The organism is Streptomyces sp. NPDC048434, from assembly GCF_043200375.1.
Taxonomy (GTDB): domain Bacteria; phylum Actinomycetota; class Actinomycetes; order Streptomycetales; family Streptomycetaceae; genus Streptomyces.
In genome coordinates, this window is record NZ_JBICXQ010000001.1 from 265,226 (window position 1) to 290,300 (window position 25,075).

The 25,075-nt window shown below is 68.8% G+C and carries 32 protein-coding genes; all 32 read left to right on the plus strand.

Features of this window, described 5'->3' with window-relative positions; translation table 11 throughout:
* The first annotated feature begins 82 nt into the window (after positions 1-82).
* Positions 83-409, plus strand: a complete 327-nt coding sequence (locus tag ACGFWI_RS01220; protein ID WP_393903799.1) for a holin — start codon at positions 83-85, stop codon at positions 407-409.
* On the plus strand, positions 406-789 hold the full coding sequence (locus ACGFWI_RS01225) for a DUF3307 domain-containing protein (RefSeq protein WP_393903800.1): 384 nt from the start codon (positions 406-408) through the stop codon (positions 787-789). The genes ACGFWI_RS01220 and ACGFWI_RS01225 overlap by 4 nt, the downstream gene beginning before the upstream one ends.
* Positions 790-802: 13 nt before the next feature.
* Positions 803-1,018: a hypothetical protein gene (locus ACGFWI_RS01230; protein WP_393903801.1), complete on the plus strand. Its 216-nt coding sequence runs from the start codon at positions 803-805 to the stop codon at positions 1,016-1,018.
* Between the two features lie 16 nt (positions 1,019-1,034).
* Positions 1,035-1,334 carry a hypothetical protein gene (locus tag ACGFWI_RS01235; protein WP_393903802.1) on the plus strand — a complete coding sequence of 100 codons (300 nt, stop codon included), beginning with the start codon at positions 1,035-1,037 and terminating at the stop codon, positions 1,332-1,334.
* A 95-nt stretch (positions 1,335-1,429) separates the two neighbouring features.
* Positions 1,430-2,104 carry a hypothetical protein gene (locus ACGFWI_RS01240; RefSeq protein WP_393903803.1) on the plus strand — a complete coding sequence of 225 codons (675 nt, stop codon included), beginning with the start codon at positions 1,430-1,432 and terminating at the stop codon, positions 2,102-2,104.
* A gap of 1 nt (position 2,105) precedes the next feature.
* Positions 2,106-2,300 (plus strand): hypothetical protein, encoded by a 195-nt coding sequence (locus ACGFWI_RS01245; protein ID WP_393903804.1) that lies wholly within the window; start codon positions 2,106-2,108, stop codon positions 2,298-2,300.
* Complete coding sequence (locus ACGFWI_RS01250) at positions 2,281-3,864, plus strand: hypothetical protein (RefSeq protein WP_393903805.1); 1,584 nt, start codon at positions 2,281-2,283, stop codon at positions 3,862-3,864. Before ACGFWI_RS01245 ends, ACGFWI_RS01250 begins: the two co-directional genes overlap by 20 nt.
* 29 nt (positions 3,865-3,893) lie before the next feature.
* Positions 3,894-5,300 carry a phage portal protein gene (locus ACGFWI_RS01255; protein WP_393903806.1) on the plus strand — a complete coding sequence of 469 codons (1,407 nt, stop codon included), beginning with the start codon at positions 3,894-3,896 and terminating at the stop codon, positions 5,298-5,300.
* Positions 5,300-6,337: a hypothetical protein gene (locus tag ACGFWI_RS01260; RefSeq protein WP_393903807.1), complete on the plus strand. Its 1,038-nt coding sequence runs from the start codon at positions 5,300-5,302 to the stop codon at positions 6,335-6,337. The genes ACGFWI_RS01255 and ACGFWI_RS01260 overlap by 1 nt, the downstream gene beginning before the upstream one ends.
* Positions 6,338-6,411: 74 nt before the next feature.
* On the plus strand, positions 6,412-7,116 hold the full coding sequence (locus ACGFWI_RS01265; protein ID WP_393903808.1) for a hypothetical protein: 705 nt from the start codon (positions 6,412-6,414) through the stop codon (positions 7,114-7,116).
* Entirely contained in the window at positions 7,113-7,301 is a 189-nt protein-coding gene (locus tag ACGFWI_RS01270; protein ID WP_393903809.1) for a ribosomal-processing cysteine protease Prp, read from the plus strand. Before ACGFWI_RS01265 ends, ACGFWI_RS01270 begins: the two co-directional genes overlap by 4 nt.
* 2 nt (positions 7,302-7,303) lie before the next feature.
* The gene (locus tag ACGFWI_RS01275; RefSeq protein ID WP_393903810.1) at positions 7,304-8,605 is read left to right on the plus strand and encodes a hypothetical protein; all 1,302 of its coding nucleotides are present in this window, start codon (positions 7,304-7,306) and stop codon (positions 8,603-8,605) included.
* Positions 8,606-8,656: 51 nt separating this feature from the next.
* Positions 8,657-9,070, plus strand: a complete 414-nt coding sequence (locus ACGFWI_RS01280) for a hypothetical protein (RefSeq protein ID WP_393903811.1) — start codon at positions 8,657-8,659, stop codon at positions 9,068-9,070.
* Positions 9,071-9,081: 11 nt separating this feature from the next.
* Positions 9,082-9,705, plus strand: a complete 624-nt coding sequence (locus ACGFWI_RS01285; protein ID WP_393903812.1) for a hypothetical protein — start codon at positions 9,082-9,084, stop codon at positions 9,703-9,705.
* Positions 9,702-10,109 (plus strand): DUF6093 family protein, encoded by a 408-nt coding sequence (locus ACGFWI_RS01290; protein WP_393903813.1) that lies wholly within the window; start codon positions 9,702-9,704, stop codon positions 10,107-10,109. Before ACGFWI_RS01285 ends, ACGFWI_RS01290 begins: the two co-directional genes overlap by 4 nt.
* Positions 10,106-10,501, plus strand: a complete 396-nt coding sequence (locus ACGFWI_RS01295; RefSeq protein WP_393903814.1) for a hypothetical protein — start codon at positions 10,106-10,108, stop codon at positions 10,499-10,501. The genes ACGFWI_RS01290 and ACGFWI_RS01295 overlap by 4 nt, the downstream gene beginning before the upstream one ends.
* Positions 10,498-10,902 (plus strand): hypothetical protein, encoded by a 405-nt coding sequence (locus tag ACGFWI_RS01300; protein WP_393903815.1) that lies wholly within the window; start codon positions 10,498-10,500, stop codon positions 10,900-10,902. Before ACGFWI_RS01295 ends, ACGFWI_RS01300 begins: the two co-directional genes overlap by 4 nt.
* Before the next feature lie 13 nt (positions 10,903-10,915).
* Positions 10,916-11,245 carry a hypothetical protein gene (locus ACGFWI_RS01305; RefSeq protein WP_393903816.1) on the plus strand — a complete coding sequence of 110 codons (330 nt, stop codon included), beginning with the start codon at positions 10,916-10,918 and terminating at the stop codon, positions 11,243-11,245.
* Between the two features lie 63 nt (positions 11,246-11,308).
* Complete coding sequence (locus tag ACGFWI_RS01310; RefSeq protein WP_393903817.1) at positions 11,309-11,788, plus strand: hypothetical protein; 480 nt, start codon at positions 11,309-11,311, stop codon at positions 11,786-11,788.
* A complete protein-coding gene (locus ACGFWI_RS01315; protein WP_393903818.1) occupies positions 11,788-12,303 on the plus strand; it encodes a hypothetical protein in 516 nt (171 codons plus the stop codon). The genes ACGFWI_RS01310 and ACGFWI_RS01315 overlap by 1 nt, the downstream gene beginning before the upstream one ends.
* A gap of 38 nt (positions 12,304-12,341) precedes the next feature.
* Entirely contained in the window at positions 12,342-12,611 is a 270-nt protein-coding gene (locus tag ACGFWI_RS01320; protein WP_393903819.1) for a hypothetical protein, read from the plus strand.
* A gap of 489 nt (positions 12,612-13,100) precedes the next feature.
* Positions 13,101-17,195: a phage tail tape measure protein gene (locus tag ACGFWI_RS01325; protein ID WP_393903820.1), complete on the plus strand. Its 4,095-nt coding sequence runs from the start codon at positions 13,101-13,103 to the stop codon at positions 17,193-17,195.
* A gap of 8 nt (positions 17,196-17,203) precedes the next feature.
* Positions 17,204-18,073, plus strand: a complete 870-nt coding sequence (locus ACGFWI_RS01330; protein WP_393903821.1) for a phage distal tail protein — start codon at positions 17,204-17,206, stop codon at positions 18,071-18,073.
* 9 nt (positions 18,074-18,082) lie between these two features.
* Positions 18,083-19,093 carry a hypothetical protein gene (locus ACGFWI_RS01335; RefSeq protein ID WP_393903822.1) on the plus strand — a complete coding sequence of 337 codons (1,011 nt, stop codon included), beginning with the start codon at positions 18,083-18,085 and terminating at the stop codon, positions 19,091-19,093.
* A complete protein-coding gene (locus ACGFWI_RS01340) occupies positions 19,090-20,214 on the plus strand; it encodes a hypothetical protein (RefSeq protein ID WP_393903823.1) in 1,125 nt (374 codons plus the stop codon). The genes ACGFWI_RS01335 and ACGFWI_RS01340 overlap by 4 nt, the downstream gene beginning before the upstream one ends.
* Entirely contained in the window at positions 20,214-20,981 is a 768-nt protein-coding gene (locus ACGFWI_RS01345; RefSeq protein ID WP_393903824.1) for a hypothetical protein, read from the plus strand. The genes ACGFWI_RS01340 and ACGFWI_RS01345 overlap by 1 nt, the downstream gene beginning before the upstream one ends.
* 217 nt (positions 20,982-21,198) lie before the next feature.
* A complete protein-coding gene (locus ACGFWI_RS01350) occupies positions 21,199-21,504 on the plus strand; it encodes a hypothetical protein (RefSeq protein WP_393903825.1) in 306 nt (101 codons plus the stop codon).
* Positions 21,501-22,298 carry a peptidoglycan-binding protein gene (locus tag ACGFWI_RS01355; RefSeq protein ID WP_393903826.1) on the plus strand — a complete coding sequence of 266 codons (798 nt, stop codon included), beginning with the start codon at positions 21,501-21,503 and terminating at the stop codon, positions 22,296-22,298. Before ACGFWI_RS01350 ends, ACGFWI_RS01355 begins: the two co-directional genes overlap by 4 nt.
* Before the next feature lie 52 nt (positions 22,299-22,350).
* Positions 22,351-22,611, plus strand: coding sequence for a hypothetical protein (locus ACGFWI_RS01360; protein WP_393903827.1), 261 nt, complete (start codon positions 22,351-22,353; stop codon positions 22,609-22,611).
* Between the two features lie 14 nt (positions 22,612-22,625).
* Complete coding sequence (locus ACGFWI_RS01365; protein WP_393903828.1) at positions 22,626-22,922, plus strand: hypothetical protein; 297 nt, start codon at positions 22,626-22,628, stop codon at positions 22,920-22,922.
* Between the two features lie 806 nt (positions 22,923-23,728).
* The gene (locus tag ACGFWI_RS01370) at positions 23,729-24,115 is read left to right on the plus strand and encodes a hypothetical protein (protein ID WP_393903829.1); all 387 of its coding nucleotides are present in this window, start codon (positions 23,729-23,731) and stop codon (positions 24,113-24,115) included.
* A gap of 230 nt (positions 24,116-24,345) precedes the next feature.
* On the plus strand, positions 24,346-24,987 hold the full coding sequence (locus ACGFWI_RS01375) for an HAD family hydrolase (protein ID WP_393903830.1): 642 nt from the start codon (positions 24,346-24,348) through the stop codon (positions 24,985-24,987).
* Positions 24,988-25,075: the final 88 nt, after the last annotated feature.

Consider the following 25,075-nt stretch of genomic DNA (forward strand, 5'->3'; position numbering starts at 1 on the left):
TCCCCCCTCGCTGTGAGAGCTGGATGCTACGGCAGGACGGAGGTGCCGCGTGCCAAGACGGACAGGCTGGCGAGTGTGCTCGGTGGCTGGCTGCCCCGAGTTCACAGACCAAGGCGGGCGCTGCGAAGGCCACCGGCAGGAAGCAGAGCAGCGACGCGGCAGCTCACGGCAACGCGGCTACGGCCGCTCGCACACCGCCCGGTTCCGCCCCGGCGTCCTCGCCCGCGACCCGCTGTGCGTCCTGTGCCGCACGGCGAGGAGCGTGCACGCCGACCACTACCCGCTCAGCCGGCGCGAGCTGGTCGAGAAGGGGCTCGACCCCGACGACCCGCGCCACGGCCGTGGACTCTGCGGCCCCTGCCACAGCAGCGAGACCGCACAGCACCAGCCCGGAGGATGGAACCAGTGAGCGGACTGCTCCTGGCGCACCTCGCTGGCGACTACCTCATCCAGTCCCATTGGATGGCGACGGAGAAGACGAAGCGCTGGTGGCCGGCCATCGCGCATGCCGTCACCTACGGCGTGCCGTTCCTCCTCGTCACCCAGTCACTCGCGGCCCTCGCTGTCATCGTCGGCACCCACGCGGTGATCGACCGGTACCGGCTCGCTCGCCATGTGGTGTGGGTGAAGAACCTCGCGGCACCGAAGGCGTTCCGGCACGGCTGGGCCGAGTGCTCGGACACTGGCTACCCGCAGGACACACCACCCTGGATGGCCGTCTGGCTGATGATCATTGCTGACAACACCATCCACCTCGCGATCAACGCGGCCGTCGTGCGGTGGCTGTGACCAGGGAGGTCTGATGGCTGCACGCCTCAACGCCTCCGACCTGCGCACCATTGCCGCTGCGCTTGACGCCCTGTCGCAGACAACACGAGACACCGGCGTCAGCATCGACCGCTACGGCGAGCAGCACCTCACCTACCACGATCACGTCATCCGAGCGGACTGGGAGCCGGGCGCCGACGAGGCGGCCGACGGACAGTACGTGATCGAGATGCCCGACACTGCGTACTGACGAGGCAGGAGTCACTGTGACCACCGTGCTCGCCCTCTACCGACACGACGACCTCACCGAGCACCGCGAGGCACTGTGCCCATGGCTCAAGGCCAACGGCATCGACCCGGACACCGTGGCCATGGACTGGATCAGCGTCGAGGAGGACGCCGGCCAGCGGGTCATCCGGTACCGGACGTTCAAGGTCACCCCCGACGGCCGGCGCCTCGACGACCCCGACGACGCCCGCCAGGGATGGCGGGTCGAGCGGACCACGCCCCTCCAGACCGGCCTGCCGGCTGGCCCATCACGCTGCGTCATGACCCCTGGGGGGTGACCCCCTCCGGGCGATCTTGGGCAGACCGCCGGGGAGGGCGCTCTGTGTTTGTACGGGTCTGGGAGGGCCGGCCCGAGCGTCCGAGGTGACGCAGCGTGATCCAGGGTCTGGCCGCAACGGCCGGCCCCGACGTGCCGCAACGGCACCTGGAGATGATCAACATGGCAGGAATGGGACCGGCTCCGAAGCCCAACGCCCGTCGGCGCAACGCCACCGTGACAACGACCAAGCTTCCCGCCGGCGGCCGGAAGGGCGACGTGCCCCGCTGGCCTCTACTGGACGACGTCGTGATGATGGCGAAGCGCGACATGGCGCAGCGCCAAGCCGATGAACTGGAACTCGCGCTGCTGGAACCGGATCTGCAGGGGCGTGCCCGCTCGGCGGCTCAACGGAAGCTGGACGTGGCACAGACCACGGCGACGGTGCTCGACAAGCAGATCGAGGCGCAGGCCCGGGTCGAGGGCGAGTTGTGGGCGGAGTTGTGGGCAACGCCGCAGGCGGTGGCGTGGGAGCGCATGGGCTGGACTCGTGAGGTGGCGCAGTACGTCCGGTGGAAGGTACGGGCCGAACTCGGCGATCTGGACGCTTCGAAGGAATCAAGGCAGCTCGCCGACCGGCTGGGGCTGACGCCGCTGGCGATGCTCCGGCTGCGGTGGGAGGTCACGGCGGACGAGGTGGGCGAGCAGCGGCAGGAGCGGGCGGCGAGGCCGGCGCGTTCGGCTCGGGCTCGGCTGAAGGTCGTGGATCAGGACGCGGCGGGGGGTGCGTGAGGTGGCGCAGGTCGTGAAGCTGGAGCCGGGCGATGTCCTCGTGTTCTCGAACGTGGGGGATGAAGTTCTCAGTGATGGGCACACGCTCGACTCACTGAGCGAGGCTCTGCGCAGCGTCGGCATCGACCAGGCGATCGTGTTCGCGGGTGAAGTGGACCTGAGCAAGGTGCGTGGCGATGCCGTGGCGGGGGGCTAGCTACCCGGGCGAATTCGCCTCGCTGGGCTGGCTGGTGGGCGAGTGGATTGAGGAGCACTGCGTCATCCCGGATGGGGATCGGCTCGGCGAGCCGTACCTCTTGACCGACGAGATGTGGGCGTTCCTCGTCCACCACTACCGGCTCCGGACGGACGCCGCCGAGGACCGGTGGCAGTCCGCGTGGGCGTACCGCCGGTCGCAGCTGGTGCGGCCGCAAAAGTGGGGGAAGGGTCCGCTGACGGCGGCGATGATCTGCGCGGAAGCCGAGGGCCCGGTGCGGTTCGCTGGCTGGGACGCAGATGGTGAGCCGGTTGGCCGGGAGTGGATGACGCCGTGGATTCAGGTCACGGCCACGAGCGAGGACCAGACGGACAACGTCTACAGGGCGTTGAGGCCGATGATCGACGAAGGCCCGCTCGCCGATTTGATCCCGGACACCGGGGAGACCCGCATCAACCTCGCGGGTGGCGGGCTGATCGAGCCGGTCACCTCCAGCAAGAATGCGCGTCTCGGGCAGCGGATCACGTTCGCAGTGCAGGACGAGACGCATTGCTGGCTGGAGTCCAACGGTGGCTGGTCGATCGCGTCGACTCAGCGCCGGAACCTTTCCGGTACGGGCGGCCGGCCGGTGGAGACCACGAACGCGTGGGACCCATCGGAGCAGTCGGTGGCGCAGCGGACCGCGGAGGCCCGGTCACGGGACCTGTACCGGGATCACCGGGTGCCGCCGCCGTGCTCGCTGGACAACAAGGCAGAGCGCAAGCGGGCGTTGCGGATCGCCTACGGCGATTCGGCGAAGCGGCCGGATGGCTGGGTGGACATCGACCGCATCGACGGCGAGATGCGGGAGATCGCCGATGCCGGAGACCCTGCGCAGGCTGAGCGCTTCTACCTGAACCGGATCGTGGCGGGTACGGGGTCGTGGATCGACCGGGACCGGTGGGATGCACGCAAGGCACCGCAGGAGCAGCCGCCAGCAAAAACCCCGATCGTGCTGGGCTTTGATGGCAGCGACGTGGACGACTGGACGGGCCTTCGCGCGGAGACGATGGACGGGTACCAGTGGACGCCGACGTACGGACCGGACAGCCGGCCGACGGTGTGGGACCCGGCGGACTGGGACGGGCAGACGCCGCGGTTGGAGGTCGATGCGGCGGTCGACGAGCTGATGGAGCGGTACGACGTGGTGCGTATGTACTGCGATCCGCCGTACTGGGAGACCGAGGTGGACACCTGGGCGGACCGGTACGGGGAGAAGCGGGTGGTGCGCTGGTACACCCTGCGGGTGTCGCAGATGCACGCGGCGGCCGAGCGGCTGGTCACGGATGTGACGAAGCGGGACGCGACCTTTCGGCATGACGGGTGTCCGATCGCGGGTGCGCATGTCGCGAACGCCAGGAAGGCGGCACGTCCGGGGAATCGGTACGTGCTCCGTAAGGCGTCCGTGACGCAGAAGATCGACCTGGGTGTGGTCAGCGTGCTGGCTCATGAGGCCGCGGGTGACGCGATCAAGGCGGGGCTGGGCAAACCCCGGAAGAAGTCGAAGATGCTGATCATGCGCTGATAGCGCGCTGATGAGGTGAGGGGGCGGCGGTGGAGCGTACGGAGCTGCAGTGGCTCACCCACCTGATCAAGTGCCACGACAAGGAACTGCCGAAGCTGCGGCGGCTGAACAGTTACTACGAGGGCACGCAGCCGCTGAGCTACATGGCGCCGGAGCTGCAGGCCGAGCTGGAGGAGACCGTTCGGCAGGTCGTGATCAACTGGCCGCGGCTGGTCGTCGACAGCATCGAGGAGCGCCTCGACGTCGAGGGGTTCCGGTTCCCGGGTCAGCCGTCTGCCGACGGGGAACTGTGGCGGATCTGGCAGGCCAACGACATGGACCTGCAGAGCCAGCAGGGGCACCTTGATTCGCTGGTGATGGGCCGGGCGTACGTGGTCATCGGGGCCAGGGAGGACGACGAGGCCACACCGCTGATCACGGTTGAGTCGGCCCTCGACATGTACGCGGAGTTCGACCCGCGGACTCGTGTGGTGCGCGCGGCAGTGAAGCGGTGGGAGGAGGACGGCGAGGCTGGCACGGTCAAGCACGCCGCTCTCTACCTGCCGGATTCGACGAGCTGGTGGGTGCAGGAGAAGGGCGAGTGGGTCGAGGACTCCGAGCACGACCGTGACGACCACGAGACCGGCGAGGTCATGGTGGAGGTGCTGGCGAACCGGCCGCGGTTGAAGGAGCCGAACGGCGTCAGTGAGCTCGCGGACGTGATCCCGCTGTCGGATGCCGCCTGCAAGGTCGCCACCGACATGATGGTCAGCGCGGAGTACCACGCCACACCGCGCCGGGTCGCGTTCGGTTTCGGTGAGGAAGATTTTCAGGACGAGCAGGGCCGCAGGGTCTCGGCGTTCAGCAGGATCATCGGCCGGATGTGGGCGACGGAGAAGAGCAAGACGGATGGGGCCGACGTCGTCCAGTTCCCCGAGGCCAGTCTCGCCAACTTCCACCAGACGTTGCAGCAACTGGCCGTGCTGGTCGCATCCATCTCCGGCATGCCGCCGCACTTCCTGGGTCAGGCGACTGACAACCCAGCGTCCGCCGACGGCATCAGGAGTTCCGAGACGCGTCTCGTGAAGCGGACGGAGCGCCGCCAGCGCGGTGGCGGGACGACGTGGGAGCGGGTGTGCCGCAAGGTGCTGCGTATCCGTGACGGCGAGTGGAACGACGATGTGCGTTCGCTGGAGACGATTTGGCGGGACGCGAGCACGCCGACGGTCGCGCAGGTGGCGGACGCCGCGGTGAAGAAGTTCACGGCGAAGATCGTGCCGCTGCGTCAGACCCGTGAGGATTTGCGCTACTCGCAGGCGCAGATCCAGCGGATGGAGGACCAGGACCGGGAGGCGGCGGATGATGCGCTGCAGCGGGTGATGGCTGGCGATTTCGCGGCGCTGGAGGCGGGCCCGAAGCCGCCGCCAGAGCCCGCGCCTGAGCCTGTGGTGGCCTGATGGCTGGGCAAGACATGCGGCAGTTGACGCCGGAGGAACTGGCTTCGGCGTACTACGTGGCGCAGGCCCGGCACGCGCGCCGTACGGCCGACCGTGTGCAGGCACTGTGGGGCGAGCTCGACCGGCGGGACCTGACCGGGTCGTGGGAGAACCTGGTGGGCCCGGCGGTCATCAAGGCTGTGGCGGAGGGTCAGTTTGCGGCGGTCTCTGGTGCCGACGATTACGTCGATGCGGTGGCGACGGCTGATGGTGAGCCGTCACAGCGCGTGGGCCGTACGCGAGCGGCGGCGTTCGTCGGACAGGCCGCTGATGGGCGTTCACTGGATAGCTTGTTGTACCTGCCGATCATCACCAGCAAGCAGGCGGTTGCGGCTGGTGCGCGGGATGTCGAGGCGATGCTCGCGGGGTTGAAGCAGATGCTTCGGATTGCGGCCAGCGAGGTGACGGACGCCGGCCGTGGCGCCACGGGGGCGTCGATGGTCGGGCAGCGGCTGATCAGCGGCTACGTGCGGGTGGTCAATCCGCCCGCCTGCGCCCGCTGCATCATCCTGGCCGGCAAGGAGTACGGCTGGAACGCAGGCTTTCAGCGGCATCCCCGTTGCGACTGCGTGCACATGCCGACGAAATTGGTCGCGCGTGGTCGGCACCACCCCGGGGCGTTCGACTCGCACGCGTACTTCAACTCGCTCAGCAAGACAGAGCAGAACCGCATCTTCACCGCGGCAGGGGCTACGGCGATCCGGGACGGCGCGAGCATCAGCAGCGTGGTGAACGCTCGCCGCGGGATGACCACTGTCGCGGGCCAGGCTGGGCGTCGGATCCGGGCCACCACCGAGGGCACCGCCCGTCGGTCGCTGTACTTCCAGATGGAGCGGGCCCGTGCATACCGGGCGGGCACCGCCAACCCGCGTTACCCCCGTCGCTTCCGGCTGCAGGGGCCGCGGCTGCTGCCCGAGCAGATCTACCGGGTGGCTGGCTCGCGCGATGAGGCGATCGCGATGCTGCGTCGCTACGGCTACATGGGCTGGAGCGTCTGACGGCGGGCCGTGGGCCTGCCCTATTACCTGGCCGCGCGCAAGGCGTGGCCGCCGTCCCGCAATGGGAGATCACCATGCACAACACGCGTAAGCGCTGGCTGTCCGCCGCTCAGGGCGCGGACTGGTTCCGGCTGAACCGACACGACGACCCCGAGCCGGACGAGCCGGAGGTGAAGGACCCGGAGCCGGACGAGCCGGAAGAACCCGACGAGGATCCGGACGACGAGCCGGAGCCTGAGGGCGCCGACAAGCTCGGCGATGCCGGTAAGAAGGCCCTCGACCGGATGAAGGCAGAGCGCGCTGAGGCCAAGAAGGAGGCGGCAGCCGCGAAGAAGGCCGCGGCCGCGGCGCAGCGCAAGGTCCAGGAGTTCGAGGACCGCGACAAGTCGGAGCTGGACAAGGCCACGTCGAAGGCCGATAAGGCCGCCGAGCGCGCCGAGAAGGCCACGAAGCGGGCTGTGCTCGCCGAGGTGAAGGCGGCCGCGTCGGCATTCGCGGACGTCGAGGACGCGGCGGCGTTCCTTGATCTGGCGTCGTACGCCGATGGCGACGGCGAGATCGACACGGATGCCATCGCCACGGACCTGGAAGCGCTGCTGGGGCGCAAGCCCCATCTGCGCAAGGCCGCGCCGGAGCCCGAGAAGAAGAAGGTGCCGAAGCCGGACCCGGGCCAGGGCGCCCGGAAGGACTCGCCGCCGACCGATTTCCGTACCGCCAACCGGGATGAACTCGAAGCCGCACTGGCCGAGAGCGTGCCGGGGTTCCGCCTGCGCGCGTGATCCGTATTCGTGCCCGGCTGGGCGACGGCCGGACCTCCATTGAGGTCGACGGTCACGAGGAGCACGCGGCGGATGGGCGGGTCTGCGCCGCTGTCAGCGCCATAACCCAAACCGCTCTGCTCGGCCTGGAACAGGTGGCCGCGCAGTATCCGGACCTCGTGTCCGTCGACATCACACAGGAGTGAGCATGACCAAGACCGCTACGCGGCCTTCGTGGTTCCGGCTGGACCGGCACGCTGTCCGCTCGACCGTCCCGGCCGCGATCCGCGCCATGATGCAGAACGGCCTGCTCGACAGGGTGTTCCAGGAGGCGATGCGGCCGGAGTTCATTTTCCCGGCCATCGCCGACAGTGAGCCGTGGCAGGGTGGGCTGGGCGACACGCGGATCATGACCCGCAAGGGTCTGCTGACGCCGTCCACCACCCCGATCACCGGCAACGACACCTCGGCCGCGACCTACGGCATCGAGCAGTGGTCCGTCACGATGGATCAGTACGGCCTCGCCGTCGACACGAACATGCTGGGCAGCAAGATGGCTCTGGCCAGCAAGTTCATGGCCGACGTGCAGACTCTCGGCATCAACGCCGGGCAGTCCCTCAACCAGATCGCCCGGAACAAGCTGTACGGCGCCTACGCCGGCGGCCGCGCCTGGGTGACCACGGGCGGGTCGTCTGACACTTCCATGGTCGTGAGCTCCGTGGCCGGGTTCCAGTACGTGATGGTGGACGGCGTGCTCACCGCGGTGTCCGCGTCGAACCCGCTGAACGTCACGATCGAGGGCGTCGCCAACACCGTGACCGGCGTCAACACCGGCACGAACACGCTGACGCTGGGCACTGCGCGAGCGGACACCGCCGGCGACTACGTGGTGGCGTCGAACGCGCCGACGACGATCAGGCCGACCGGCGACACCGCGTACGACCTCACCACGAGCAACGTGGCGACGTTCGCGATGTTCCGGGCAGCGGTCACCCGTCTGCGGAAGATGAGCGTTCCCACCGTCGGCGGCTACTACGTCGCGCACATCGATCCCGACACCGAGGCGCAGCTGTTCTCCGACAGCGAGTTCAAGCAGGCCCTTCAGGGGCGGGTGGACAGCCCGATCTACACGGACCTGTCCATCGGCCGGTTCGGCGGGATCGACTGGGTCCGAAACAACGAGTGCCCGACGCTTCTCGGCGGCTCGGGTGGCGCGGTCCCCGTTCACCGACCGATCGTGCTCGGCGCGGGTGCCCTGGTGTCCGCACCGTTCGAGGGCATGGCCGAACTGCTCGGCGAGACGGGCGTGGACGATGTCCCGGACATCGCGATGATCGACGCCGCGCCGAACGTGCAGGTGGCGCGGATCGTGCGGCCGCCGCAGGACCGCCTCCAGCAGATCGTCAGCACCTCGTGGTCCTGGGTCGGCGACTTCGGAGTCCCGTCCGACGCGCTCGCCGGTGGCGACAGCGCCCTGTTCAAGCGCGCCGTCGTGCTGGAGCACGCCTGAGCCACTGCCGGCCGGGCCCCACTGGGGGCCCGGCCGCGGGACGGAGGAATCATGCGCGTGCGCGCACGTGCGGCCCTGCGGCCGTACTACAACTATCGGCTGATCGACATTTCCGAGGGCGAGGAAGTATCAGGCGGTCTGGCCCTGCATCTGCTGGAGACCGGGTCGGACGTCGAGCCGGCCGACGACGCGGCCGCCGACTGGCAGCCCGCAGCCGCCGAGGGCGCAGACAGCGAACAAGCCCCTGATGACGGCGGGGCTGGGGGCGACGGCCAGGAGCCGAGTGGCGGCAAGCAGGTCACCGAGCTCGACATCGACGGCAATGCGGACGACGTCGTGGCGTGGGTCGGCGACGACCCGGAGCGCGCCGAGGACGCCATCGAGCAGGAGACCGCGAAGGACAAGCCGCGGTCGACGCTGCTGAAGAAGCTGCAGAAGATCGCCGACGCTGACTCTGGCGAGTGAGAGGGGCCGTCATGGCACTGCCACCGCTGGCCACGACGGCCGACCTCGCTGCCGGCGGCGCGACCGTGACCGGTCCCGCCGCCACGATGGCGCTGCGGCGCGCATCGGCCCGCGTGCGGAAGTACACGCGGCAGGACTTCACCCTCATAGAAGGCGACACCATCACGCTGGCTGGCGGCGGCCGGGTCTTGGCCCTTCCGCAGCGCCCGCTGATCGTGGACGCCAGCCACCCGTTGACGGTCACCGAGCTGTCCGGAATGACGGGCATCGAGCTGGAGTGCGTCGAGGGCCGGGATTACACGCGGCTCGGCGCGGAGCTGACCCGGGGCGAGCCCTGGTACCAGCCCACGCGGCTGATGGGCTGGCCCTGGAACCGACCGAGCGGGGTGTGGGCGCCGCGGGTGCGGGTCACCTACTCCCACGGCTACACCGAAGTCCCTGACGACGTCGTGGACATCGTGCTGGACCTGGCAGTGATGAACCTGAGCAACCCGCAGGCGCTGAGGGAAGAGGCCATCGACGACTATCGGCGCGTGTTCGCCTCGGAGACGATCGGTGGCGCGTCCCTGAACCGGGATCACAAGGAAGCGCTGCGGCCGTACCGGCGTGCGGCGTTCACGGTGATGCCGTCGTGAGCGCGTTGGATGCGCTGCTGGCCGCGGGCCGGGCGGCGGCGGCCGAGCTGATGCGCGAGCAAATCACGCTCCGGGCTTCCGTGGACGATGGGTTCGACTGGGGCACGGGAACGACGACGCCGGGTACCGGTACGGTTCTCTACTCCGGGCTCGCCCGGGTCAAACCGGTGGCGCGGCTCGGTAAGGAAGTCGACGCGGGCGAGCGAAACGTCACGCTGCGGCAGTACACGATCAGCGTCCCGTGGGATTCGCCTGCTCCGCCTGAGCGGGTGGTGCCGGGCGTCCTGGTGGACGTGGATGCGTCGCGGGACGCACGCCTGGTGGGGCTGCGGCTGTGGGTGACGGGTGTGGAGTACGGCAGCACGTCAACGGCGTGGCGGATCAGCGCGGAGGACAGATCATGACGACGGCTGACGTGCGGCAACTGACGCGAACGGCGCTCGTTTTTCAGCGCAGCGCAGCGGACGCTGCTCAGCAGATGGCGCGGGTGGTGACCCGCGGCGCGCTCAACGTCAAGAACGGGTGGAGAGAGAACGCCATCGTCACGTCCGGGCGGCATGCGCGGCTGTACCCGTACACCGTCAACTACGACGTCCACCCCATCCCCGGGGGCGCCCACGCAGAGATCGGGCCGGACCGAAGCAAGGACCATCTGCAAGCGTCCTACGGAGCGATCTTGGAGTTCGGCAGCGTGCATAACCCGCCGCACAACGACGGCGGCCGCGCCCTGGCCGAGGAAGACCCGCGGTTCGTTGCGGCCGTCGCTGCTGTGACTCTCCGGATGCCGTGGCGATGACGACGGCACCGGACATTGGGCCCCACCTCGATGCGGTGGTGGGTGCGCTGGAGGGCGCAGGGCTGGCGGTGGGGCAGGGCGGCGCCCCATCGCCGGTGCCCGCCAACCGGCGCTATGCCGTCGTGTACTTCGACCCGGGCAAGGTCGGGCGTGAGTCTCTGGCGGACCGACGCACGGATTTCGCGTTGCTCTTCCAGGTGACCTGCATTGGCCCGACGGCCACCGAATGCCTCTGGGTGGCTCAGCAGGTCCGCAAGGCATTGTTCCCCCGGCTGGTGGTGGAGGGCCGGGCTGCGTGGCGGCCGGAGGAGTTGGGTGGCCCGCCGGTGGCCCGGGATGACGACGTGAGCCCACCCCTGTATTTCCTGCCCGTCCAGTACGGGCTGCACTCAACTGCCTGACCTGGAGGTCATCATGGCAACCCTGACAGCGCAGGCGATTGGTATCGCCGGCCTTACGCCTACCTACAGTGCCGCCGCTTCGGGTACGAAGATCGCGTGTGGTGAGCGGACGTTCCTGCACGTGAAGAACACGGCGGGCTCGTCGATGACCGTCACGCTTACCGCGACCGGGACGGTGCGCGGGCAGACTGCGGCTGACCTGGTGGTGACCGTGCCTGCCACGACGGGCGACAAGATGATCGGCCCGATCCCCGCCGAGCTGTTCGCCGGCACCACCGACGGTCTGGCCGCGGTGACTTTCTCTTCGACTACGAGCGTCACCGTCGCCGCACTGCGCATCTGACCCTCTCCACAGTCCGCTCCCGCCCCTTGACCGGGGCTTTTTTCATGCCCCGAGGAGGGCCCCATGTCCGACCTGATCAGTGATGGCAAGACAAAGGTGGTCTGGGCGCCGTCGCTCAGCAGCCAGACCGCGCCGACCGCGACCGAATTGAACGCGCTGGCCGACTACACCAGCCGCATCACCCCGGACGGTCTCAAGATCGACCCCGACACGGCGGATGTTGACACCAGTTCGCTGGCCTCGCGGTTCGACACCGCCGAAGCGGGCCGCGTGAAGTTCGACATCGAGCTGACTTTCAAGCGTGGTACCACCACGCAGGAAGAGCAGCCGTGGACCACGCTCACCTACGCCACCCACGGCAGCCTTGTCGTCCGGCGTGGCGTGGACTTCGAGACCACGTTCGCCGCGGGCCAGTCGGTCGAGGTATACCCGGTGGTGTGCGGTGAGCCGGGTTCGCAGCCGCCGGCCGCGAATGAGGTCAGCAAGTTCGTGTCGAAGATGATGCTCACTGATGCTCCGACGACCCGCGCGACGGTGGCCTGATGCCCGACATCACCGACATCCTGAAGCGGGCGCGGCCGCGTGAGCGGTCCGTGGCGCTGTACCTCGCGGGTGATGAGGCGGCCGAGGTGGATCGGATGGAACGGCAGTTGGCCGAGCTGTCGGACACCTGGGAGCCGGAAAGCCTTGGGGCGAAGAACCCGGGTGAGGCGTTGGCTAAGCGCATCAAGGCCGCGCGGGAGCGGATGCGGAAGAGCGAGACGGAGTTCAGGTTCCGGGCGCTCGGCGAGAAGGTGTGGTCTGATCTGCTCGCCGCGCACCCGGGTGGCAAGGGGCAGAGCTTCGACCCGGACACGTTCCCGCGGGCTCTGATCTCGGCGGCCGCGATCGAGCCGGCCATGACGCCGGACCAGGTCACCGAGCTGTTCGAGGTGCTGAACCAGGGGCAGCGCGATGAGCTGTGGCAGGCGGCTTTCGAGGTCAACACGGAGGCGACGAGCGTCCCTTTCTCTGTGAGCGCATCCGCGATGCTGAGCTCCCTTTCCGACGGGAAGTAGAGACAGCTCGGGCGTGGGGTGTCCCACGCTCCATTTTCATGGGGCGCCCCATGCCGGGACCGGGCGAGGCGCTGTGGCTCGATGAGGACAGGGCCTGGGCGCTCGCGCTCGCCGAGGTAGAGCGGGAGTGCTGCCCGGACTGCGGCCAGCCGTGGAGCGAAGCGGCGAACCCCGACAACGAATTCAGCTATCAGGCGGAGCTGTTGCGCTGTCACGCGTGCGCGACGGGCGCCCGGGAGTCCCACCGCTATCAGCGGGCGGGCGGTGACGACAGAGGCATTCACGTCTCCATCACGAAACGGGGGTGACCCGTCATGGCGGACCGCACAGTGCGGGTGACCCTCACGGGCAACGCGACGCCGTACCAAGCCGCGATGCGGCAGGCTGCGCGCAGTACGCAGCAGGCGGCGCAGACCATCTCCGCGACGATGCAGCGGGCGGGAGCCCGGGGAGCGGCGTCGTTCTCGCCGATTCAGGCGGCGTCGAGCCGGGCGGCGGCGCAGGTGTCGGCGCGCTGGAACGCGGCGGGTCGGGCGATCGAGTCGCGGTTTACGCGGACTGCAGCTGTCGCTCGGGAGGCTGGGGCTCGGACGGCGGCTGGGCTGTCTGCGGGCGCTGGAGCTGTGGCATCGCGTTGGAACGCTGTGGGCAGCGCCATCGCTGGACGCTGGCGGGCGACGACGGGTGTCCTGACGCGGTCGATGGCGGCTGTGCGGTCAGCCGCCGGTACAGCCGCGTCCTGGGTAAGCGCGCGCTGGAACGCTGCCGCCGCGGCTACGTCCCGCGCGTTCGGGAACATGCGGCTGACCGCCATTGCGGCGGGTGCATCCATCATGGGCGTAGCCACCAACGGCAAGAAGGCGCTGGAGGCCGCGCGTACGGCCAGCCTCGGCCTGCTGGCGGCGTTCGCGGCGGCTGCGCTGGCTGCGGCCAAGTTCGACAAGGGCATGTCCGAGGTGAGGGCGGCCACGAACGAGTCGGCCGCGAACATGGCCAAGCTGCGGAAGGCAGCGATCGACGCGGGCAACGCCACGAAGTACAGCGCCAGCGAGGCGGCGACCGCGGAAGCCGAGCTGGCGAAGGCTGGTATCTCGACCAGTGACATCATCGGCGGTGCGCTGAAGGGCAGCCTTGCCCTGGCCGCGAGCGGCCAGATGGAGCTCGGGGATTCGGCCGTAGTCGCCGCGCAGGCGATGAATGCTTTCGGGCTGTCGGGCAGAGACGTGCCGCACATCGCGGACGTCATCTCGGCAGGCGCCGGCAAGTCGGCCACCGACGTGCACAACATGAGCATGGCCTTCCGGCAGGCGGCCCTCGTCGCGTCCCAGACGGGCCTGTCCCTTGAGGACACCTCTGGGACCCTGGCGCTGTTCGCGCAGAATGCCCTCACGGGCAGCGACGCGGGCACCTCGCTGAAGACCATGCTGCAGCGGCTCACGCCGCAGTCGACCGAGGCCGCCGACGCCATGGACAAAGTGGGGTTCTCGGCGTACGACGCGGACGGGAATTTCGTCGGTCTGTCGGAGATGGCACAGCGGCTCCACACCAGCTTCTCCGGGCTCACTCCAGAGGCGCGCAACGCCGCCTTCGGCGTGATCTTCGGGTCGGATGCGGTTCGTTCCGCGTCGATCCTGTACCAGGCCGGCGCGGCGGGCGTCGATAAGTGGACCAAGGCGGTCAGCGACTCCGGGTATGCGTCGCGGATGTCGGCCACGATGACCGACAACCTGGCGGGTGACTGGGAGCGGCTGACCAGCTCGCTGGAGACGGGTCTGATCTCGTCGGGGTCCTCGGCGAATGGGGTCCTCCGGTCGATGACGCAGACCGTTACTGGGCTCGTGAGCTGGTACAACAACCTCGATCCTGCGGTGCAGAAGGGCGTCACTGCGTTCGCCGGCATTGCCGGTGCGGTGGGCCTGGCGGGTTCGGCGCTGCTGCTGATGCTGCCGCGCATCATGACTGTGCGCCGGGAGCTGACGGCCATGGGGCTCACAGCGTCCCGGGCTCGCGGCATGCTGGCTGGACTGGGCAGGGTCGGCGGCGTGGTCGCGGGGGTGGCCGCGGTCGCTTATGGCATCCGGGAACTCAAGGCCGAGATGCGGGAGGCTCCGCCGTCCGCGAACAAGCTGAGCGAATCGCTTCTGGACTTTACGAAAAAAGGGAAGGCGTCTGGGGAACTAGCTAAGGCGTTCGGTAAGGATCTCGGGGATCTCGGAGAAGCGGTTAAGCAAGTTGCAAATCCGAGTGTCGCTGACCGCCTCGACCATATGACGCAGCAGTTCAAGCTTTTCAGCGATCAGGACATCATGGGCGGCAAGGGCCCGCTGCAGTTGGACGATGCGAAGGACAAGCTGCACGCTATCGACCAGGCATTGACGAGTCTGGTGCAGGGCGGCGCTGTGTCGGAAGCGAAGGCGACGTTCAACGGCCTGGCAGATGTCGTCAAGAAGAGCGGGCAGAGCACGGCTGATTTCAAGTCGCTGCTGCCCGGGTACACCGATGCGCTGGCGCAGACCAGCGTCCAGTCCAAAACAACTGGCGACTCCCAAAAGGACTTGGGCAAGGCCGCCGACATGACCAAGCAGGAGTTCGAGGACCAGCGAAGCGCGGCGGAAAAGCTGACCGATGCGCTGAAGTCGTTGAACGGGATCAACATCACCGCAGCGGAAGGCGAGATCAGCTTCCGGCAGTCGCTGCACGACTTGACCGCCGCGGTGAAGGAGAACGGGCACAGCCTCGACACCACGTCGGAGAAAGGCCGAAAGGTCAAGTCGGCGTTCCTCGACGCCGCGAAGGCGGCGATGGAGCATGCGCAGGCGGTCGCCGACCAGAAGGGAACCGTCGAGGCCGGACAAGCTGTCCTGGAAAAGGACATCAGCGCCCTCAAGCGCACGATGCACCAAGCCGGGTTCACCGAGTCGCAGATCCGGAAGTTGACATCGGCGTACGCCCAGCTGCCGGGTGCGAAGGACACCCGCGTCACGGCCGTTGACGCGCAGAAAACTGCGGGCGAGCTGGACACGATCCGGAAGAAGGTCAAGGACGTTCCGCCCGGGAAAACGATCGATGTTAAGGCGCCAAGCGGGCCCGCTATCGCAGCGTTGAAGGGCATTGGGTACAAGGTCGAGACGCTGCCGAACCATCAGGTTCGGATCACTGTGCCCACGTCCGGGCCGGCCTCCTCTATCGCTGCACTGAAGGCGCAGATCGCGTCTCTGCGGGACAAAGTCGTGAGCATCAGCATCACGAAGTACTTCCGCACCGTGGGCAACAGCCAGGGCATGAAGAACGCGTTGGAGACCAGGGCCCGCGGTGGGTCGATCGGGCGATATGCCTCGGGCGGTGACGTCCAGATGTACCCGGACGGCGGGTACATCCGCGGCCCGGGCTCCGGTACCTCAGACTCCATCCTGGCCCTTTTCCCGTCAGGGCCGGCGATGGTCTCGGATACGGAATTCGTCGTTCGGTCGGCGGCGGTCGCGAAGTACGGCCTTGGTCTGCTGAACGCCATCAACAGTGGGAGCCTCCCGAAGTTCGCCGGCGGCGGCGCTCTGCCGCGTTTGGCCGGCGGCGGCCTGAACGGCTTCAGCTACACGCCGACCGGCGCCGCGGTGCTGGGCGGCACCGGAGATGCCAAGGAGCGGTACGACAAGGAGGTGCAAGACCTCAAAGACGCCTGGAAGTCGCTCACCAGCGCGATGGCGGATGCCAAGAAGAAGGCGACCGCCTTGCACGACGCTGAGAAGAACCTGAGCAGGGTGCGGCACGGCAAGCACACGGCCACTCAGCTCCGGTCCGCGCAGTCGCGGGTGGACAAGGCGCGCTCCGCGAAGCGCTCGGCCGACTCCAAGGTGACGGCAGAGCGCAAGGACGTCTACGCCGCGGACGCCGCGCTCGGCGTGAAGAAGGGCGCCAAGGCACCGACGAGCTTCAACCTCGCGGCGTACCAGAAGCAGCTGAACAGCTCGGTGGCTGCGACGCTCAAGTGGCGGTCGAACCTACAGAAGATCGCTGTTCGCGGCGGCGAGGACGTCCGGCAGATGCTGCAGGACATGGGCGAGGACGGCTATGCCCTCGTCAACTCGCTGGCCGGCGCGTCCACGAAGCAGTTCAACGACATCATCAAGAAATTGAAGCAGACCGGTGGCGTGGCTCAGGCCACGCTGTCCGACTTCACGCGGCAACTCGGGGCCAGCACGAAGGATTCGCAGCAGTTCGCGGCGGATCTTCAGACGCTGGCATCCCGCGGCTTCGGGGACCTCGCGCAGGCCCTCGCTGCTCAGGGTGATGACACGGCGGCGACGCTCGCGCATCAGGCTGCGACCGGCAGCGCGGCGGACGCGACCAAGGCCAACGCCGCGGTGAAGGCCAACCAGGGCGCGCTGACGGGCGACGACCTCACTAACAGCCTGTTGGTGCTGTCGGCGCTGCGGTCGAAGAAGGGTGCCGGTATCGCCGATGTCCTCGGGGCTGGGGTGGAGTTCAGCACGCTGCGGACGCTGGTGCCGCGGATGCTCGCGCAGATCAGCAAGCTGCCGAGCGCGTACAAGAGCGCATTCCTGGCGCAGTGGGCGGGGCAGTCCGGGGCCGCGGCGATGGCGCGGGGCGGCATCCTCACCCGGCCCACCGCGGTGCTCGCGGCGGAGGCCGGCGATGTGGAGTCGTGGATACCGGTCAACGGCAGTAGCCGTTCGGCCGGGCTGCTGGCGCGGACTGCGGGACTGATGGGCTACCAGCTCATCCCCGCTGGCCGGTACGGGGCCGCCCGGGACACCGGCCAGCAGACGGTGCGCGAGGGCGACCGGACCACCACGGTGAACCTGTACGGAGCTAAGCAGACCTCGGGCGAGCAGGCCCGGGACATCGCGAGGCATCTCGCTTTCGTCGGATAGGAGGCGCGATGCCGTACACCGCGGGTGACACGCTCGACGGGCTGCGGGCCGACCTCGGGACCATCCCCCTGGGCGGGGTGGATGGCTCCGGGGTGGCCTGGTCACTCCAGAGCATGGAGGGCTGGGACGGCTCCGAGAGCCGGTCGGAGATGCAGCAGCGCGAGGGGGACCACGGGGCGTGGCAGGGGCCGGTCTACCTGGGCGAGCGGCCCATCACACTGGCCGGGACCATCACGGCCCCGGACCGCGGCGTGCTGGACGACGCGATGGAGCGGATCCGGGCCGCCGCCGCACTGACACCCACGCTCCTCGTCGTGCAGGAGTCCCGGCCGAAGCAGTGCGTGGTGAAGCGGTCTGGGAAGCCGCTGATCCAGTACACGACGGACCGGATCGCCAGCTACAGCGTGATGGTCACGGCCGAAGACCCGCGCCGCTACAGCACCGATCTTCAGCAGGGCACCACCGCGCTGCCGTCCACCACTGGCGGGCTGACGCTGCCGTACACGCTGCCGTACACCATCTCGGCCACCACGGTGGCCGGGCAGGTCGACGCCTACAACGAAGGCAGCATCGACACCCGGCCGGTTCTCACGATCACGGGCCCGGTGTCCCAGCCGCGGGTCTATGGGCAGATGCCGGACGGCTCGGTGCGCGTCATCCGCATCACCTTCGACCTGCTGGACGGTGACGTGCTGGCCATCGACACGGACATGCACACCGCGGTCCTGAACGGCAACGTCAGCCGTCGGCGGTTCGTGTCCGCGCCTCAGGGCTGGCCCACCATCCCCGATGGCGGAGCGGTCTCGTACCAGTTCCGTTCGGCCGTCTATTCCGCTACCGCTCTGCTGACCGTCCAGTGGCGCTCGGCCTGGATGTGAGGAGACCAAATGCCCTTTGATCCGCTTGACATCAATGGGATCACCTACGACGGCATAGAGCTGCGCCGCGCGGCGTTGCTCGGCGTGATGGGCAACGGCAGCAGCTTCGGGGCCCGTTCCGGCGTCCGGCCGGGAGACCCGGGGTTGGTCACGAGTCTGTCCGGGACCACGATCAACGTCACTGCGGGCGTGGGTTGGGTCTGGTACACGGGCCAGGGCACGTACAGGGCGGCGCTGCCGGCGGCGTGGACGGGCACGCTGCAGGCCGCGCACGCCACGCTCAGCAGGATCGATCTGGTGTATCTGCGGGTGTGGGACAACGCTGTGGACGGCAGCGGGCTGACACAGGCCGACGTGGTGTACCTGCCGGGCACCGCGTCGTCCACCCCGGTCATCCCGACGCCGTCCGGCACGCAGATCGGTTTCTACCTGGCAACGATCAACGTGCCGCCGTCGGGGGGCGGGTCGCCTTCGGTGTCGCTCGCTGTGCGGCCGACCACGGTGGCACCGGGCGGGATTCTGCCCAGCAGCGTCGCCCCCACCAGCCCATATCTCGGGCAGTACTACGACAATGGCACTGACCTGCTGCGCTACAACGGCACCACCTGGGACACCTACGTCAAGGCAGACTCCCCGGCCTGGACGACACCGTCGCTCGGCACCGGCTATACGCAAGGTGACAGCAGCACGAACGGCAACCTGAACGGACCGGTCCGGTACCGCAAGGTCCGCGACCACGGCACGGATTACATGGAGTGGGACGGCGGTTGCACCCGCGCGTCCGGGGCGCAGACGTCGAACCTGCTGAGCACCACTCTGGCCGGCAACTTCCGGCCGGCGAACCGGGCATCGTTCATCATTCCGCGTAACGCCACCAGCGCGGCCGGGGAGGCCGGTGCCATCTCCGGTCTAAAGATCGACTTCAACACGGATGGCACCGTGGCCATGTTCAACGCCACCAGCGGCGCCACCGAGACACTGTGGATGGCGCTGCGCGGCATTAAGTACCCGCTCGCATGACCGCGCAGCTCATGGCCGCCCCGCTCGGCCAGCCGGACCTGTCCCTGCCGATCGTGCTGGACTGGTACGGCTGCGACCTGCGCACCGGGATCGTCATCGAGGAACTCCGGTCCTTCTCCCCCGGGGGTGCCCTGTCGCGGCGGCTCGGGACGCACACCACCCTTTCCGGCACGCTCGGCCTGCTCGGCACGCCCGTGGATTGGGAGCCCGCGACGGACCAGGGTCGCAGCATGCTGGTGGCGGTGGACAGGGCGACGGACACCCCGCTGTGGGCAGGGCTGACGCTCACGCGGGCCGGGGGCAGCGCGCAGACTGTGGACCTGCAACTGGCGACGCCCGAGGCATATTTAGACCGCCGGTACACCGGCACGATCAACCTCGTCCGGCAGGACCAGGCCACGGTGTGCGCTGCCGTGCTCGGGCCGGCCATGACCGACGGCCCGCCGTTCCAGCTGGACGCGCCGGCCACCGGCGTGCTGATGGACTACTCGGTGCTGGACGGCGACGACCGCACCGCGCTGTCGGCCCTTCAGGAGCTGATGGGCATGGAAAGCGGCCCGGAGTGGACGGTGGATGTCCAGTGGAACCCGTCGCATGACGGGTTCGTGCTGCCGATCCGGATCCGCCCGACGGTCGGCGTGCAGTCCACCTCACCAGAGGCCGTTTTTGACTTCCCCGGCTGCGTGACCTCGTACAACCTCGCCGAGTCCTATGAGGCCGGCAAGGGCGCGACGATCGCGCAGGCGCGCGGCGAGGGCGAGGGCGACGGCCGGCTCTCGTCCAGCGCGTATGTGGCCGATTCGCTGATCGCGGGCGGATGGCCGCGATGGGTGTACCGGTTCACCCCGGCGGCCGGGCAGAACGATCCCACGCAGCTCAATGCCCATGCGTCCCGAGCCTTGGCCCTGATGCAGACCGGGGCGCGGGTGTGGTCGGTGGAGGCGGCGGCCAGCGTGGCGCCTCGGCTCGGCCGGGACTGGGGACTCGGGGACACGGTGCGCATCGCGGTCGAGACCTCGCCACGGCACCGGGACGGGGCGGACGTCGTGGCCCGCGCGTGGTCGTGGGAGCTGGAGCCCGGATCGAACGCGATCCGGCCGATCCTGGTGGAGGACGACTGATGCCCACAGCAGGTGACCAACTGCCGCCGGACATGCAGGCCATGGCGCGGCGCGTAGCCACGCTGGAGCGGGAGGTGCGCGAGTTGCGGGCCGCGCGGCGGCTGGAGCAGGCCACGATCGGCGCGGGCGGGGTGCGCATTGTCAACGGCGGCCGCCACGCGATGGACACGAGCAGCGGCGTGCGGATGGTGGACATCGGGGCCATCGCTGACGAGCGTTTCGATCACCCCGACGGCACTCCGCAGCAGGCCATGTGGCTACGCCGTGAGGACGGCACCCTGCTGTTCAGCTGTTTCGCTGGCACCGGCGGCGGGACACAAGCGTGGTCGTGGCGGGACCGGTCAGAGAACCAGGTCGTCGCGGATGACACCACGAGCGGCTCGGGCCTTGCCCGGCCGTATCTGCCAGTGCAGCTCACCCCTGCGTTTGACGGCGGCTGGGACTACTGGCCGCGGACGTCGGCGACGTCCATGGCGGAGCTGTGGTACGGCATCGTCTACAAGCAGCAGCCGCGAATCGTCGTGGCTGTCGAGGCTGCCATGGACACCAGCGGCGCGACCGGCTTCATCGAGGTACGCATCAACGGCGTAGCCCAAGGTTCCCCAACGTCTATCGGTTTCACGGCGCTCCCCTACACGCTCGGTCCTTTTGACCTGGGCAAATTCGCGCACATGCAGCAGATCACCGTGTCGCTGATGGGTCGCCGCAACACGGGCACGGGAGCAATCCGCGCCAGCGTCACGTCCGCTTACACCATCCAGAGTTGAGGACCAGATGAGCACACCTCCCGACCCGACCGACGGGCGCCCGCCACGCGGGCCCCGGCCCGACGCGCCGCAGTTGCCTCCGCCGCCGCCCGAAGCGGGCACGCCCAGCGAGCCGCCGCCGGCTCCGCCGTCCGATCCGGACGAGCCGGAAGCCACCTGACCACCAGCCCCGAGCCTGACTGGCCGGGGCTTTCGTCTTTCTGGACTGGAGGCCCGTGTGGGCAGTTCTGTTGACCCGCTGTCTGTGGTGTATCGCGAGCGGGCGCATCTGGTGGCGCATCTCGCCGCCGTTTATCCGTCGGTGCTTGTCCATGGGGCCGATGCCGCCGAGCCGGACTGGCCGGTGCTGTTCGTGGGCCTGCCGACCGGTCAGGCGACGTGGCACATCAGCCCCGACGACCTCGACCTGTTCGGGCACGTCCCGGCCGGCGCGGCGACGTGGGACGGCCACAGCACCGACGAGAAATACGAGCGCCTGGACGACGCCACCCGCTCGATTGCGCAGAGAGAAGAACGATCATGAAGCTCGTCACCCGAGCCCAACTGGGCTGGCCCGCTTCGGCCGCGCCCACGCAGACCAGCACCAAGGGCGTCAAGGTCCACTACGAAGGGTCGCCAGTCAGCACCAAGTTGCTAGCTGACCATGACGCGTGCCTCGCCGAGTGGAAGGCGATACGCCGGAGCCACCTGGCGAACAAGACGGAGAACTACTCCGACGTTGCGTACAACTTTGCCGCGTGCCCTCACGGCTACCTGCTGGAGGGTCGAGGCATCGGCAAGCGGACGGGGGCCAATGGTGACCAGGCCCTGAACCGCGCTCATTACGCGATCGTGGGGCTCGTCGGCTCCTCGGGCCTGGTCGCTCCGACGGACGCCATGCTGGGAGCGATCCGCGACGGGATCGAGCTGCTGCGCGCGCACGGCGCTGGCAACGAGATCAAGGGCCATCGCGACGGCTACGCCACCAGCTGCCCCGGGGCGAGCCTGTACGCGTGGGTGCAGAAGGGCGCTCCCCGCCCGGCTGGGACGAGCACGCCCTCGAAGCCGCCCGCCAGCAAGCCGAAATATCAGCCGTTCCCCGGCGCCTCCTGGTTCAAGGCCGGCCGCCGGTCGCCGGTTGTCGCGGCGATGCACGACCGGCTCGTTGCTGTGGGTTGCAACCGGTACAAGAGCAGCCGGAACAAGGACGTCATCGGTTCGGGCGACGAGGCCAGCTACGAGGCGTGGCAGCGCGAGTGCGGTTACTCCGGCGCCGCGGCGCAGTGGCCGCCCGGCAAGACGACCTGGGACAAGCTGCACGTCCCGTATGTCTCCTGACACTCCTTCGGCGCGACCCGAAGGCGCGCCGACCAGCAGAAACGGATCCATCATGGCTGAACCGATTTCCCTCCCGTCCGCTGACACTGTGGTCAAGACCGCGCGGACGTTCGCGCGTGACCTCGTCGAGCGGGCCATAGCGACGTTCCTACAGGCGTTCATTGGCGGCATAGCCGTCACCCAACCGCTGGACGGCAGCATGTGGTACGCCGCGCTGGCTGGTGGCGTCGCTGCTGCGCTGTCCCTCGTTAAGGGGCTCCTGGCCAGGTGGAAGGCCGTACAGAACTCGGCTTCGCTCGCCGCGGGCGTCTGACGGGAGTTGCGTATATGTCCGAAGAGCCGACCCTCGGCGAGGTTTCCAGGCGCGTCGAGGACCGGCTCGCGGACCTCCGAGAGGATCTCGCGGAACTCGGCCGCCGCATCGATACCAAGGTCGACGAAAAGTTGTACGACCTGCGGCATGATGCGCTGGCTTCGCGGGTCGCGACGCTGGAGACATTGCGAGAGAAGGACTCGGAGAAGCTGGTGGCCACCCGAAGGTGGCTGATCGGCGCAGTCGTTGTTCCGCTGATCGGGGTCCTGCTGCCCGTCGTCATTCTCCTCATTCAGGGGGCTGGGTCATGACGCGCTCACAGCTCAGAGCCGAGGAAAGGCGGTGGCGTCGCGGTGACGCCATCGCCCTTGCCGGTGCACTGCTGCTCGGGGCGGTTGTGGCCTGGATCGTCCTCACTGTCCAGCACCTCAGCGGCGCCCTCACGGACGCCAACATGGCGCGGGATGCGCTCGCGCGGCAGGTGCAGAACCTCGGGGAGAAACCAGTGGCCGGCCCACCCGGCAGCCGCGGCGATCCTGGCAAGACGATCCGTGGCCCGCGCGGCCCGCAGGGGGAACCCGGTGAGCCGGGGCCGAGTGGCCCGAGCGGCAAGAGCGGCAAGAGCGGCGCGACTGGCAAGACCGGGAGCGGGGGGAAGGACGGCAAGGCTGGCGAGAACGGCAGTAACGGTTCACCAGGTACGTCGGGGAGCGACGGTGCGGCCGGCTCGGCTGGTAGCCCCGGTCCGCAGGGGCCGCAGGGTGAGCCGGGGCCTGCGGGGAAGGACGGCGCCGACGGAAAGGACGGCCGCGATGGCCACGACGGCCAGACCTGTCCTGACGGTTACTCCCTCCAGCAGTCGCCCGCGGATCCTGATGCGCTGGTGTGCCGTCGTGATGGCGCTCCGCCGCCCTCGTCACCGTCGCCGGCTCCGAGCGCTACCACCCCGGCTGTTCTGGTCCCTGAACGGCGCAGATCATGACAACGCCCCGCCCCTGCTTCGGCAGGGGCGGGGCGCTTTGTCATGACGGGAGTTGAGGACAGGCTCTAGGTTTTATTTCAATGCCTCGAATATGATGCGCAAGTCAACGCAACAAAACATGTGGGGGGATTGGATATGTCCGAGCTGACGGGCGCGTTCACCGAGGCGGAGGACGGCGGGGGGCTCACCAAGATCACGCTTGGTGCGCTGCGGGAGGAGCTGGGCTACAAGAAGCTCGGCAAGTTCATCCTCGGTGAGATCGGGGACAGCCTCGAAGCTGAGGGGCTGGGCTTCTTCCCCCGCGCCACGCTCGACCCGCGGTGCAACACCGAGCCGCGACAGTGGCAAGAGATCTGGATCTACGTCCGCGACAACAGCACCCGGGCCCGCGTGCTGGACGCTGTCCTGTACCCGGAGAAGGTCAACGTCCGCGCCGTCCTCGACGGCCTGGCGGGCGGCGACTTGTCCGCGCTCACGGCCGAGGAGAGGCTGAAGCGCATTCAGGAGATAGTCGAAGCTTAGCGGGTGACGTCGGGCCGTCGCGCAGTGCGGCGGCCCACGCGGCGAGCAGCCGCTCGTATTCCTCAGCCTCATACGCCCACAGCGGTCGGCCCGCACGCGCGGCCATGAACGCCCGTATCCGCTCATTCGCCTGCTCGGCGGTGGCGGGGGCGCAGGTGGTCACCATGTCGCGAATCGTACGGCCAGCCGCCGACAAAGGCACGCGAGTCGCCCGCCCTTAGGCTGTTCACATGATCCGTGCAGTGGCATTCGACGTCGGAGAGACGCTGATCAGCGATGACCGCGGGTGGGGGGCGTGGGCCGACTGGCTCGGCGTCAACCGGCACACGCTGTCGGCTCTGGTCGGCGCCGTGGTTGCGCAGGGCCGGGACAACGCGGAGGCGCTGCGACTTCTCCACCCGGGCATCGAAGTGGAGGTGGAACGGGCCGCGATGGAGCGCGCCGGCCGGGGCGAGGTCTTGGACGAGTCCGATCTGTACCCGGACGTCCGGCCGTCCCTCGCCGCGCTCCGGGACGCTGGGATTCGTGTGATCGTGGCGGGCAACCAGACCCGGAGGGCTGCGGAGTTGCTGCGTGCCCTCGACCTGCCGGTGGATGCGCTGGCCACGTCCGGGGAGTGGGGCGTGGCGAAGCCTGAGCCCGAGTTCTTCGCGCGCACTGTCGAGCTCGCCGGTGTCCCTGCGGGGGAGGTGCTGTACGTCGGCGACCACCCGCAGAACGACGTGGCCCCGGCGCGCGCTGCTGGCCTGCGGACTGCGCACTTGCGTCGCGGACCGCTCGGGCATCTGTGGGCGGACAGCGAGGACGCGCGGGCCGCGGACTGGCGGGTGGGGAGCCTCACCGAGTTGGTCGATGTGCTGCGGCCAGAGTGAGCGAACTGCACGGCCCCGCCTGCGTGATGCGGGCGGGGCCGTTTCTGTTCCCGGACAGTGACGGTCCGGGTACGGTTCGGAGTGGCTG